The 12133-nt window shown below is 63.1% G+C and carries 11 protein-coding genes; 3 read left to right on the top strand and 8 right to left on the bottom strand.

Going from position 1 to position 12133, the window contains the following annotated elements:
• Window positions 1–276 precede the first annotated feature (276 nt).
• The 3 genes from EAH89_RS13660 to EAH89_RS13650 are packed head-to-tail and all read right to left on the bottom strand — an operon-like array spanning window position 277 to window position 3017.
• A complete protein-coding gene (locus EAH89_RS13660) occupies window positions 277–804 on the bottom strand; it encodes a hypothetical protein (protein WP_140883953.1) in 528 nt (175 codons plus the stop codon).
• 18 nt (window positions 805–822) lie between these two features.
• Entirely contained in the window at window positions 823–1875 is a 1053-nt protein-coding gene (locus EAH89_RS13655; RefSeq protein ID WP_140883951.1) for a hypothetical protein, read from the bottom strand.
• Window positions 1872–3017: an FIST signal transduction protein gene (locus EAH89_RS13650; RefSeq protein WP_161993583.1), complete on the bottom strand. Its 1146-nt coding sequence runs from the start codon at window positions 3015–3017 to the stop codon at window positions 1872–1874. Before EAH89_RS13650 ends, EAH89_RS13655 begins: the two co-directional genes overlap by 4 nt.
• Before the next feature lie 643 nt (window positions 3018–3660).
• Here EAH89_RS13650 and EAH89_RS13645 point away from each other — a divergent pair.
• The 3 genes from EAH89_RS13645 to EAH89_RS13635 all read left to right on the top strand — a co-directional run bounded on the left by EAH89_RS13645 (window position 3661) and on the right by EAH89_RS13635 (window position 6279).
• Window positions 3661–4464 carry a hypothetical protein gene (locus tag EAH89_RS13645; RefSeq protein ID WP_140883947.1) on the top strand — a complete coding sequence of 268 codons (804 nt, stop codon included), beginning with the start codon at window positions 3661–3663 and terminating at the stop codon, window positions 4462–4464.
• A 454-nt stretch (window positions 4465–4918) separates the two neighbouring features.
• Complete coding sequence (locus EAH89_RS13640; RefSeq protein ID WP_241667015.1) at window positions 4919–5722, top strand: hypothetical protein; 804 nt, start codon at window positions 4919–4921, stop codon at window positions 5720–5722.
• A 2-nt stretch (window positions 5723–5724) separates the two neighbouring features.
• The gene (locus EAH89_RS13635) at window positions 5725–6279 is read left to right on the top strand and encodes a hypothetical protein (RefSeq protein WP_140883945.1); all 555 of its coding nucleotides are present in this window, start codon (window positions 5725–5727) and stop codon (window positions 6277–6279) included.
• On the opposite strand, the gene EAH89_RS13630 is transcribed toward EAH89_RS13635, so the two are convergent.
• Genes EAH89_RS13630 through EAH89_RS13615 form a run of 5 tightly spaced genes read right to left on the bottom strand, consistent with a single transcriptional unit; the run spans window position 6276 to window position 12122 of the window.
• Entirely contained in the window at window positions 6276–6584 is a 309-nt protein-coding gene (locus tag EAH89_RS13630; RefSeq protein ID WP_140883943.1) for a hypothetical protein, read from the bottom strand. The genes EAH89_RS13635 and EAH89_RS13630 overlap by 4 nt on opposite strands.
• 55 nt (window positions 6585–6639) lie before the next feature.
• Window positions 6640–7107 carry a hypothetical protein gene (locus EAH89_RS13625; RefSeq protein WP_140883941.1) on the bottom strand — a complete coding sequence of 156 codons (468 nt, stop codon included), beginning with the start codon at window positions 7105–7107 and terminating at the stop codon, window positions 6640–6642.
• A gap of 1 nt (window position 7108) precedes the next feature.
• Window positions 7109–9436, bottom strand: coding sequence for a DotA/TraY family protein (locus tag EAH89_RS13620; protein ID WP_161993582.1), 2328 nt, complete (start codon window positions 9434–9436; stop codon window positions 7109–7111).
• Window positions 9437–9494: 58 nt separating this feature from the next.
• Window positions 9495–10919: a hypothetical protein gene (locus tag EAH89_RS31240; RefSeq protein WP_161993581.1), complete on the bottom strand. Its 1425-nt coding sequence runs from the start codon at window positions 10917–10919 to the stop codon at window positions 9495–9497.
• 12 nt (window positions 10920–10931) lie between these two features.
• Window positions 10932–12122: a hypothetical protein gene (locus tag EAH89_RS13615; RefSeq protein ID WP_140883937.1), complete on the bottom strand. Its 1191-nt coding sequence runs from the start codon at window positions 12120–12122 to the stop codon at window positions 10932–10934.
• Window positions 12123–12133: the final 11 nt, after the last annotated feature.

The raw sequence follows: 12133 nt of genomic DNA, 5'->3' as shown, positions 1-12133 counted from the left end.
GGGGCCCTGCAGGTGTTTCGATGGGGAGAAAGCCGTTCTGGGAACTGCCTGTTACGGCGACCCAAGACGTGACGCGGCCGATGCGAGAGGCTGACGTAGAGGGCTCCTGAAAAACGAACGTCTGCGCCGCTCCACCGCCCCTGATGCCCCAGCAACGCAGACCACGAGCGTTCACAGCATCGGGGATTGGCTTTCCGATAGGCTGCTGAGCAGCAGCGACGGAGGTTATTGCAGCAAGCATAGCAAACGTCAGCAGCACCCTGCCAGGAAGACGCATCAGAATACCCTCGGAGCAGCGCGCCGCCGATTGAGTTCGATAAGGGCGACTTCAGAACCATTCATCATGAAGCTGGCTGCCTCATCACCGGGTGGTAGGTTTCCAAGCGGTGCATATCGTTCCCAGCGCCGAGCGGCCTGGGCGCGCTGGAAGTAGGGTAACTGGCGATCATTCCCCGGAGCGCCACCGGATACCTGCTGGTCTATGCGGAAGGCCATCATGTCGAGAACCAGGCAGGTCCGGACGTCAGCCGGACGCTTGTTTGGCGCCACAGCGCTACGATAGCACTCGTCGACCGCCGCGATCACGCCAGCCATGCCCTGACGATCTGCTGCAAATGTGTAGGTGTCGACCACCGTCCGAATCAGTACCGCGGCAGCAGCAGGAATAGCCTGCGACGAGGTAGTGCTCTGGACCAACGGACCACCAGGAGCAAGCGAACCCTGCGGATTGCTCATCTGACAAGCGGCAAGCAGGGACAGCGAGAGAATACACGCCGTTCGAGCGCGAGCTGTTTTGAAGGACATCGTAAAGGCTCCGTAGTCTTACTGAACTGTGTCTGACCGGTTGTCGGGCGCTTCACTTTCGGTGCCGGCGAAGGTGTCAGGCACAGCCAGGCGTAGCCTCTCGGCCTCTGCGGACTCTACCGACATCACCGTGATGCTTCCGGCGTACTGGCAGGACGTGCGGATGTAAGAACCTAAACGTCGAAAGTCCTTGTACACCTTCACGCTGAGACCGCGGTAGGTCCGCACCTGACGGAAGCCGCTCCCCCAACTCGGCAGGACGAAGACAGCGTACTCGCTTTCATCGCGCGACAGCACGATGACTTCACGGATGTGCCCGCCCTGCTCAAGTTGGCTGACGATCTCGGCTTCCTTGATTGTTGGTGTTTCGGCATCGACCTTTGGTGAGTGATGGCTTTGATGCACCAGTTGTACCGGGTTTAGCCCTCGGTCCTCGACGTCCTTCACGGAGCGACCAGTAAATTGGCGGGCTTCCAGGCGGCTTAGGCCGTCGATGATGCGGTAAAGGGCTGTGCTTGTCAGGTCATCGCCCTGCTGCTGGAACAGCATGTCCGTCGGCCCTACGGCACCCGTAATGAGGACTGCCAAGCCGGTCTCACGATCATAATTCCAGATCATAGCGCCGGGACCAGCGATCTTGTTCAAAGCTTTGAAGAGCGCCGGAGCATCGGATGGAAAGCAATGCCCGTCGGCACAGTGTCCGTAGGAGGGGGGACTGTCGATGTGGATGATGGGCTTGGGAGACAGGTCTCGGAATCCAGCTGCTGCCAGCACGCAAAACCGGGTTGATCCTGGCTCTTCCTCGCGCAGGATGAGGGCGCGCTTACACAAGGAATGCTCCACAACGGTATCAAGAATGCGGGTCGCGAGCGTTGCGACGCTCTGCGCCGAACTGGTGATATGCGCGAGATCACGATCAAGCCTGTTCTGGAGCTGATAGCGGCGAACTTCGCGCACCAGACGTTCGCGGTCCTCTTGGACACGCTGCAAGTCTTTGCCCATCTCGTTGCAGAGCCGTCGATAGTAGTTGAATTCTTTCTCGAAATTCAGCCGGGAAACGAATGTGTTCATCGTGCATTCACCAGCAATGTCATGAGGACACCCGTCCAATCGAGCGGTCTGCTGATTCCCTGCAGAGAGGCGATCTCCACTCCGGAGTAGAAGCCGAGGAATGGCACATCGTCCCGAAGCGCTCCTCGTACGACATCTGCTTCCTTGACCTCTGTTCCGCTCATGATGCTCGCGCGCCCAGCACAGTCGATGTAGAGGCGCAGAAATGGTGTGACACTGTCGCACCTCGGAGACGTTGCGGTTTCCACCTGAGTGCGTGGCGTGTTCAACATCATTTCAGGATCATTCTGCATGAGCTGCACGAGGGCCCCCTCGAAGAAGTCGGGCTCAAACAGCGTTACACTTCCGGTCTCACGATTGGCTGTCAGGATCAGCCTGTTGATATAGTCCTCGGGCCCAGCATCCTCCCACTGGCCACCGAGCTTTAAGCCAAGGGTCATGATGTGGTTCGGATGCCCGGCCTCGCTGATGAGTGGTGCCTCCAAACGCTCCTCGATGACATCCAAAGCCCTGCGGCCATCCAGAGTGAAGATCTCCGCGCCGTCGATCTGGGTGATCGTCATGAAGGCGCTGATCGGACGACAAGCATGAAGCACCACGCTTTCGGTGGTCACACTGGGCGGAAAAACCAGCGCCGCAGCCACATGCCGCCGCACAGCACCATCGAGCACCATCCAACCACCTGTGAGGTCCAAGTCGGTCAAGACACCACCGCCCGTGATCGAAGCGTTTAGCCCCAACTCTGACTGCAGGCCTTGTATGCTGGTCCCAGCAAAATGCAGCTGACGTGGCTCCACCGACCGAACGCTATCGTACAACAGCAATACGGCGGCTTCAGACGGATGATCCTGACGCACCATCCGGCCCAACTCTCGCCCCCCTTCTAAGTCACCCAACGCGAGCGTATTTGCAAAATACACCTCAGGAGCGACTTTATCACCGCAAAATGCAACCATTCCGATCTCAAGACCGGAATACGCGCTGTCTTCCCCGGTGATGATTCCCGCCGCCGATGCACCGACAATCCGTATACTCGGGTATTTTGCTGTGATGGTCTCTAATAATATCTGCGGGTCATGCTTTCCTCCAGCGAATACTAGCAGTAGAGCCGGTGTATCCAGAGTACAGATCTCCAGTGCCAAGCAGCATTCGGCTACCGTTAGTGCTGTGGATGAACCCTTCGCCGCAGTTGCAAAGATCTTATGATCTCTAGTAACTTTAGTCATCGCGCTTTCCCATGCTGTGTGAGCGAGGCGACAACATTTCTTGTTCAGGCCACACGCTTCAGACCGGCTATTTTGCCAGCGTCTTTTTATAAAGACAGGTTTGCGTATTTAGTACTTCACGCCAACTATGCCCTGATTGGCCCTTGTGAGTGATCTCCTGTTGCCTATAGGTTCCGGGGTACGCTACTCCTTCGCGCCGTTAGTCTTCGCGCGAAATCGAACTATTCCGAAGCGAGTGAGGTTATAGCATGGATTCGGAGTGCGAAAAGCGAAAATCGCACAAAGGTGCATCCAGCAACTCGGGCCAGCTTTGGTGGAGCCCGAGTGAGGAGCGAATTCACAAGAAATCGCGCCTCGGTGAGTGACTAGGAACCCGCGTCGTGAAGCCGCAACCCACTGCCACTAACCGTTCGGTTAGATCGTTGAGTGACCCCGAGCCCAAGAACCAGTCGAGAGTTCTCAAGGCTTACGCTGACAGATCGGCGAAGTCGCAGCTTCACATCAACAGGAAGTCGTGCAGCAGCCTGCCGGAGCAGCTGCCGGCTGAAAGGATTGGGTCATGACGCACCTCACTGGCACCGAAGCGAATGCTCTGGGGTACAAGGTGGATGGCCTCGCTGCCTGCAGCTTCACTAGGGACTTTGTCTGCGAGGGCGATCGTATCCTCTCCCTGCTGTGGTCCAAGGGTATGACCTTGGATGCTAAGTACCACGCCGATATTCGTCTTCGGGGTGCCGCGGAAGCTCGCGGCGATTTAGCAGCTTGCGAGAGGATCGAGCTGCAGTTAGCGACGCTGACCCAGCAATATGCCGAGCTGATCGCAGATCTGCGGGCGGTGAGGAACTTCAGCCACGTAGGTCTTTCGCTGACGGCTCAACTGCTCAGCCACCTTATGGTACAAGCGAGAGAGGAGCCTTGCGAGGCCCTGCTCGAGTTGATCTTCACGTTCAGCGAACGTGTCCTAACAACCTACGGCAAGGTTGACGACACAGTTGAGAGCCGCGCTTCTTCAGTCGAGCAGTCGCTGTCTGACGAGCAAGGACTTGCTGCGACGGTTATCGCGGCACTCAAGATCCGACAGGCCGAGATATTTGCGCACATGGCGGAAGCCGGTGACGCCGACCTTGCTTCAGCAGAAAGCATCGAGACGCGGTTCCGCGACAGTGGCGGCCATCTGAATAGGCAGATGGCGATGCTGGCTGATGGCGAGGTACGCACCAGGGCCGACGTGGTGGCCCTGGCAAGTGTTGTCAGCTTCCTCGTACAAAACGGCGTGGGTGCCGAAGGGTATGGCTTTATGCTCCCGCTATGTTGCCAGCTCTGCGACGTACTTGTCGCGGAAGGCGGGGACCTGCCCTCGTAGGCGCAGGCCGTTCGCGCCGAATAGGAGCAGCCTTGATCCAGTCATGAACCGGACGAGGCTGATGAAGCGTTTCCTTCTCGCGACCTGCATCGCGTCTTACCCAGTCATCTCCATCGCGGCTCCGCTATGCGGTATGCCGGTCTCCTTGGAGAGCGCACCACCCCAACCGGTCGTGCCGCACATCGCGCTTCCACCGCCGCTACCGAGCACAGTTGTCCAAGCGCAGGCAGCCTCCAACCTCGGAGCCGCTGCATCGGCCCCTATCGCTGCCCCCCCAGCGGCCGTGTCAGTCATCGCTACCCAGCCTCCTGGCCTCGACGCTCCTGTCCTGCGGCATGTTTCCACCTCCGGTGCAGCCCTCGAGGACCTGGGTGTCCGGAATGGCCTCCGGACCGTCGTGGCCCGGTCCAACGGCGAGTTTATGCTGTTGAGTGTAGCGCCCTCGGGAAACGCCATGGTCGCCGGTATTCCGGCCGACCTATCAGTTACCCGCCTCCGTGCTATCGCAGGAACTGGCCTCACCGAGCTGGGTGAACGCCACGGCTTGCAAGGGCTCCTCGTGCGGAACGGCGACGCCTTCCAGGTCTTCTACGCCACTCCGACCGGCGAGCAGGTGATCCCAGGCGTCATGTGGGACGCCACGGGCAAGAACCTGACACGGGAGCAGGTGTCAGCGGTCGAAGGCGCAATTCCCACGGTCACGATCGGGGATGTTCCCACTGCCAGGATTGCGGTGAACACAGCCTCTCCGCTAAGGCCTGCGGCCCAACCGGCTTCGCCTGCCGGGTCGGTGCAGCTGCCGGGGGGAGGTCTAGCCGCTGCCGAACGCACCTCCGCCGGCACCGTCGGGAACGCGGCGGCACCGCATCTATGGATGTTTGCCGACCCGCAGTGCGGCTACTCTGTGCAGGCCATGCAGCGCCTACAGCCGTTGATCGCTAGTGGGCGGGTGCGGCTGTCGGTGATCCCGGTAGCGATCCTCGACCATCAGAACACCGGCCGCAGTACCATCGACAGCCTGGCGATGCTGAGCAAGCCCGGCGAACAGATGGTCGCAGCGTGGAGCCGTGGCGACCTACAAGGACCTCCGGCGGCCGACGCTGCGGCTCGTCTGCGGGGTAACATGGAAGCGGCTCGCGCCATCGGTCTGCGCGGGACCCCTACGCTGGTATGGCGCCGGCCGGACGGGACCGAAGGTCGGCAGGACGGCATGCCGTCCGATGTCGACGCCCTCGTCGCCTCGATGCAGGGGGGCTGAGAATGGACATCAACCTCAAGCCGAACCTGCAGGAGCCTGTGAAGGAACGCCGGCAGCGCCTTTCATGGGTTCTGGCGGCGCCGCGCTGGGCTCTGCGCCGTACCGGGGAAGCCGTGGGCACTCGGGAGATCCGGGGTGGGGCTCGTTTGATCGGTGATCTGGCGGCAGCGCTTCGGCGCTCGAGACCAGGGGGCACCGGCCCTATCGCTGATGAGAATGGACGGCTGGACGTCACAGCGACGGCCTTCACAATGGGGATCTCGGAGCGCGAGCTACAGCAGTTGCGGGCGACGCGGCGGAAGCAGACGGCGCGGGTGGCCTGGGGCTGTTTCACCGCCGCCTGGGCGTTCCTGGGTTTATGGGCATGGCAGGCCATGGGCACGCCGTGGTCACAGGAGCGGGTGTGGGCGGCGGTGCAGTTCCTGCCGTTCTGTGCAGCCTTCTTCGTTCTGGCATTCCGCAGCGCCTGGCAGAACTGGCAGCTACGAACAGGAAACCTGGGCTCGGCCGGCACCTACCTGCGCACGACCGAGCCCTTCTGGCCGAGCGCGGGCTAGAAGGTGCCAGGAGGGGCGGCGGCTGACCCACCCGCTGCCCCGGTCGCCCAGGCGGCGTGCTCGTAGTCCGGGCGCCCGGACATGACGCCCGGGTCGTAGGGGCGAACGATGTTGCCGTTGCGGTTGAGTACGGGGGGCGCCCAGGTGGCATTGGCTGAGCCCGCGGCGGCGTAGGGGTCGTAGCTCGGCTGTCGCACGGTTGGTGCAGCCGGTGCGCCGTAGCTACTGACCGAGCGGAGGTTGCCGCTACTACAAGCCCCAAGGGTCAGGGCGGCGATGATGAGAAGTCCTGAGGAGCGTCGCATGGGTCCATCCCGGTTGATGGCCCATGATGTCGGTCGGTGGCGCGAACGGGGCGGACTACTTTTCGTCCTGCTGCAGTCGCGCGATCTGCGCCTGTAACCTTGCGATCTCGTGCCGGGCCAGGAACAGGTCGAAGTCGTCCTTTTGGCCCGTTTCGGCGGCATTCTCCCAGAGCTTGTTTGCTAAAGCCTCTCGCCGCTGCAGTTCGGCGTAGGCGGCCTGCATCTGGAGCGCATCAGCCTCCAACTGAGCATTGCGGGCACGCAATTGGTCTCGCTCAGCGGTCAAAGCAGCGCCGCTAGCCCGTAGCTGCTCAATCGTCACATCACGGGAACGGACGGCAGCCTTCCAAGAAGCAATTGCTCCTTCAACTGCCTCCGCCGCGTAAGGAAGACGGACGCGCGGAGCAAAACGGCTTCGCACAACTTCACGGAATTGAGCCTGGGTTTGCTGCCTTTCGGCAGCAATTCGTCCCAGGAAGTATCCCGCGACCCCACTAAGCCCGCCTGCTTCTTCCTCGCTCATCTCACCCTTCTCGAGCCGAGCCACCAGTGTCCGTTGCAGCTCTCATCGTAGTATCCATCCCATTTCGCTCTTTACTACCATGATCGCCAGCATTCTCGACATCACTACGTTGATGCTCAACTGCCTGGCGAACTCCCCCACCCACGCTCTTGGGCGTGATAGCGCCTTCGATCTGCTTCAGAGCACCAGCAGCCCCAACCAGGGCGGCGTCACGGCTAAACCCGTCCATGTCGACCCGGTTAGCGGGCATAAAGCCGATTAGACGCGGGACGTGGTGAGGCACGAGCGAAATCATCCGGAACGACATCAAGGCCAGCACGACGTGGCACAGGACGAAGATGCACATCAGCACGATGACGCCGATGACATTGGTCACAACCCACCCATTGCCCAGTACGAACCCGGCCGCCACCCCGAAGCCCTGCCGCAGCAGCCAGGACGTGCTGGCAAAGATGAAGTAGCCCAGGAACAGGCCAAGCAGCATCAGCACCGGCCGGAACAGCACGTTGAAGATCAGCGAGTAACCCTCGGTCGCCTTCCCGTGCAGCCCCTCCCCCCGCATGGTCATGTGCGCCAGCATCCAGAGCGGGACGGCGATCACTGCCTCGCACACCAGGATCAACCAGCCTGCTACCCCCGCCAGCCAGATCAGGAAGGGGATCATCGGTAGCACGTAGGCGATGGTCAGGCCGGGGAGCAGCAGGCCGCTGGCAAGGGCGAAGATGGCTGGGGAAAAGAACTCAAGCGCCTTGCCGATGCCGGCGGTGGTGGCTCCGAGCGCCCCTCCGACGATCGGAATCCCCCCGGTGGCCGTGGTGGTTGCCTCGGAAGCAGCGACCGCCACCCCGGCGGCACCGAGGGCCCCGAGGCCGGCGGTGATCATGGCGTGCCCGACCTGCATCAGGCTGCCGAAAGGATCGGTCCAAACGCTGACGCCCGGCGCCACGAGGTAGTTGGTGATGAGGCCGAGCAGGGTCTCGCCGAGGTTCATGTAGCGGAATACCCGGTCGATCAGCCCAGCGCCGTCCTCGGCCGGCGAGGCACCTGCAAACAGGGCCGCGCCGCCGATCGGCGTGTTCACCTGATCCACGGTGGCCACGTAGGCCGCCATGCGGTTCATGAAGCTCTCGGAAGCCTGCATGTAGGGGATCAGATCGTTGCCGAGCGACCGGCCAAGTCCATGGCCGGTGGGCTTACCCAGCACCGGAACCGCGCTCATCAAGGACAGGGTGGCACCGTTCAAACGGCTGAACTCGAGGTAGTAGGCACCGGCAGAGCTCCAGCCCAGCGCCGCGAGGCGGGTCTGGCTGGCGTCGGCGTTGGCGCCGCTACCGCGGGCGTCGGCCATCTTGGCGCGCAGCTGGCTCATGGCCTGGCTGGCCGCGCTGGTCAGGCGGGTGGTGTAGTCCGAGGTGCCTGCCACCAGCACTCCCATGAGCGGCTCCATGGCACTCAGGCGCCTGCCCGAGTAGAGCTGCTGGGCGGCCAGTACGGTCTGTGGGCGAATGGTATTCTCCAGGACCGCATTCAGGATTTCGCGCTGCTTGGCCCCCATGTCGATGCTGACGCCAGCGATGGTGCCGTAGCTGCCGGCCGAGATACGCAGGGTCACGGAACCGCACACGGGAGCACCGACCTCGTTGCCGGAGGACAGGCGGTAGCTCCAGGTCTGAACGGTGTTGCCGCCAGACGTCGCGGCCGAAACAGGGGTGGGCACCGGGACCAGGTTCGGGTTGTTGGAAGCGGCGTTCACCAGGGCACGGCAGAACTCATTGCGGATCAGCCCCGCCACGATGGTCCGGGTGCCCGGGATGATGGGATCGGCAATCACCCGAGCGTCGGCACCGATCGCCTGTACGGCGCTCGAATAGACCGTGCGGGCCATGCCGATCCCCCACATGGAGAACTGCACCACGGCTGCCTGTCCTGCACTGAACCCGGAGGAGAGGGGGAACATGAAGATGGCCGCCACCCCGAGACGCAGGGCAAAGATACCGCTCATGCCGTCGGTGAGCAGGCGGCCGGTCTCGGCGCCCCGCCACATCTGCATCAGCAACGAGTAGATCAGGAAGACCATGGCTATGGAGGACACGAAGCCGGTCAGGTAGCGGACCAGGGTGCCCACCACGGTCGCGGCGTTGCCGGTGCTGACGGTTCCCGTGCTGCCGCCGACCGGAAAAACCGAGCGGACCACCGTAGCGGCCCAGTCATCGCCCGGGTCGAGGGCGGACCAGCTCATATCGACGCCGGTCTGAGCCAGGACCGGCCCTGCGAGGAGCAGGGCCGGAAGGAGCAGTCCTAGAAGCAGGACTTGTTGAGTGTGGCGCATCGCATCCTCGCGGGCGGGGTTCCCCGCAAGGATGCGCGCGCGTGGCGCGAACGGCGCCCTACGGTCCAGGGGACGGGCTGGAGGATGCCGAAGCCGAGGCGCGAGGCCCTCCTTGGATGGCGGAGCGGATCGCCTCGGTCGCCCGCCGCACCAGTTCGGCAACCTTCTGGCCGAGATCGTCCATGACGCTCTTGCCCTCCTGACGCGCCGGCACCTGGCCGGCCGCCTCACCGATCTGGGCATCCAAGCGCTCGAACCGACCGGCGAGCACGCCAGCCTCCGGTCGCTTGAGCATCACTGCCTCGGCGGCTTGCCGGTCGGTTCCGTACTGCTTCACTGCGGAGGTCGCTGCGTCGTAGGAGGCCGCAACCCCCTTTTCTTGAACGAGGGCGTTGTTGAACTGTGTCCGGAGCTCTGCGTGTCGCCCGCCCTCGCGCATCTCGGACAGGACGCCCTGCATACCCTGCGGGTCTGAGCGAGCAGCCTCGTTGATGCGGGCCATGACACCGGCGCCGGCGCCCTGGGCGAAGCCGCGCAGGGCTTCTACTGCCTTCTGCCCCGACGTCTCGGCCACCGCGACGGCTGAGTTATCGTTGAAGTTGCTCATGAACCGATTGAGGCGTTCGCCGATCGCCGTAGGAGGCTGCCGCCAGGGCGGAGGGTTTTCGTCCCGCGGTTCGGCCATGGCCACCACGACACGGCCGATGACGCTCGGACCACGCGTACCCTGGCCGGGCTCCACACCCTGTGCCGTGGGCGTGGACGCCTGTGATTGGGCCTCCGGGGAACGAGGCCCACCGCCGGGGGCTGGCCCCGCAGCTGGTATCTGGGCGGCTGGAGAACCTGGCGGAGGACGGCCCCCTTCGCCGGGCGACATGGCCGCTTGCACCTTCTCGTCCGGCTTGGATGCCGGGCCTGCCGGAGGCTGCCCAGCTTGAGGCTGGCTTGTATCCGTCGTTCGCGGAAGCGGAACATCCGATACATTGCGAGGCGCAGAGGGTCCTGCCCCTAGAAGGGCGAGCCTGCTCTCGAGATTCTCAACGCGATCCAGGACGTTCGGTCGGTTCTGATCGCCTCCCTCACGCCCGACCTCGACAGCGAGCTTCCGGATTTCGCCCGCCAGCTTGGGATTGTTGAAGTTCGGAATCTCCTTGAGCAAGTCATGGATACGCAGGGAACCGAGGCCGGGCGCCGTGGCCGCCAGCCGCTCCATCTCGGAGCGTAGCCCGTCCGACAAGCCCACCGCGGGTCCCGCAAGTCCTTTGAAGTCCTGGTAGACGTAAGCGACGCGGGTACGGAAGTCGACGCTGTCGGTGTGATCCGGCCTTCGCATAGCTGCCGCAAGGCTTTCGATCTGATTGCTCAGCTTGGGATCGTGGCCAACGATCGCCAGCCGCATTTGATCCATGCGGTCGACCAGCTCGCGTATTGGATCCTTCCCCGGAGACGCCGTTGCAGGCGCCTGTGTCATGGTGGCCGACATTGGCAGGTTCTTTCAGTTGGCAGCGATGGTGGGTGAAGGCATGGACACCACGCCCGTGAAGCCGCGCTCGACACCGACAGCGAGGTTGGCAGCGCCAACAGCGGCCGACTGCATCTGCAGGCGCAGGTTGGCGAGGGCGATGTAGTTGGACAGCGCCAGTTCCTGCGCGATCTCTCGGTTGACGGCCGCAGGCGTCATGTTGTGCAGCGAGGCCGCCCAGGCCACGTCGGTGAAGCGGCGGTCCACCTCGAGGCCGAGAACCTGTAGCCAGGAGCCGGCGGCCGGGGGCTCGACCCCACGGGCTCTGAGCTGCGTCTGCTGCGCCTCGTTCAGCGTGACGGTGGGCGCTTGCAGGGCAATCTGGTGGCTGAACACCGAGCGGGAAAGGGACATCCGGGCGTCGTAAGCCCGACGCCTGGCGGCAGCATCCTGGCCCTCCACCGATATCAGTTGATCTCCGCGCAACGCGGCCGGCACCACGGGCTGCACGACGTTGGTGGAGAAGTCGTTCGCCGCGTTCACGGCGTCGCCGTCCGAGTAGACCTCCCGCACGAAGCTGATGGCGCGCACGTCGGCATTGGGTCGTGCCGAAGGCGTGCAGAGACCAGCTGCCGCTTCATCGGCGTCGCAGTAGCGCGACAGGTGAAGAGCATTGGAGGATGTCATGGATTGCGCCTGCCCAAACCAGGCCGGCGTGTTCGGGGCTCCCTCACCCCGGGCATCCATGACATCGGCGATGGCGGCAACGATCCGCCCTCCCTGGATCTGCGACTGGCCGCTGGACTGGCCGCTGTCCAGGGCGAGGCAGGCCTGCGGCGACGCCGTGTGCTCGTCCCGGATCTCGGAATTCCGCATGTCCCGATAGAAGCGGGCATTGGAACTGTTGGAGGCGTCCGCGATCTGCTGCACGGCCCCGATCTGGGCACGCTGATAGTTGGCGGTTTGGGTGAAGCCGTCGCCCAGCCGGTCGTTGAGCTGGTTGCCAACGCCGGTCAGGCGATCACTGATGAGGGTGCCGATGTTGGTGACGTTGTCGTAGACCTTATCGACGGCACTCGTCATCGCCTTCTGCGACTGCTCGATTAGGAAGTGCGTGATGGCGTCGAAGGTCGGCCACTCGGCATGGGCCAGCCTCGGAGCCGCGACGAGTAGGCCGCCCGTCAGGGCGATCACGGCGACCGAAGATTTAAGGCGATTGCGCATAGGCTCTGTCC

The organism is Muricoccus nepalensis, assembly GCF_006438825.1.
Lineage (GTDB): Bacteria > Pseudomonadota > Alphaproteobacteria > Acetobacterales > Acetobacteraceae > Roseomonas > Roseomonas nepalensis.
Note: the sequence above shows the minus strand (reverse complement) of the source record. Positions and strands in the feature narration are given on the sequence as shown.

What these genes read in the sequence shown, in the direction of transcription:
- EAH89_RS13660 (WP_140883953.1), bottom strand. Translation starts at nt 804, where the DNA reads ATGTCCTTCAAAACAGCTCGCGCTCGAACGGCGTGTATTCTCTCGCTG.
- EAH89_RS13655 (WP_140883951.1), bottom strand. Translation starts at nt 1,875, where the DNA reads ATGAACACATTCGTTTCCCGGCTGAATTTCGAGAAAGAATTCAACTAC.
- EAH89_RS13645 (WP_140883947.1), top strand. Translation starts at nt 3,661, where the DNA reads ATGACGCACCTCACTGGCACCGAAGCGAATGCTCTGGGGTACAAGGTG.
- EAH89_RS13640 (WP_241667015.1), top strand. Translation starts at nt 4,919, where the DNA reads ATGGTCGCCGGTATTCCGGCCGACCTATCAGTTACCCGCCTCCGTGCT.
- EAH89_RS13635 (WP_140883945.1), top strand. Translation starts at nt 5,725, where the DNA reads ATGGACATCAACCTCAAGCCGAACCTGCAGGAGCCTGTGAAGGAACGC.
- EAH89_RS13630 (WP_140883943.1), bottom strand. Translation starts at nt 6,584, where the DNA reads ATGCGACGCTCCTCAGGACTTCTCATCATCGCCGCCCTGACCCTTGGG.
- EAH89_RS13625 (WP_140883941.1), bottom strand. Translation starts at nt 7,107, where the DNA reads ATGAGCGAGGAAGAAGCAGGCGGGCTTAGTGGGGTCGCGGGATACTTC.
- EAH89_RS13620 (WP_161993582.1), bottom strand. Translation starts at nt 9,436, where the DNA reads ATGCGCCACACTCAACAAGTCCTGCTTCTAGGACTGCTCCTTCCGGCC.
- EAH89_RS31240 (WP_161993581.1), bottom strand. Translation starts at nt 10,919, where the DNA reads ATGTCGGCCACCATGACACAGGCGCCTGCAACGGCGTCTCCGGGGAAG.
- EAH89_RS13615 (WP_140883937.1), bottom strand. Translation starts at nt 12,122, where the DNA reads ATGCGCAATCGCCTTAAATCTTCGGTCGCCGTGATCGCCCTGACGGGC.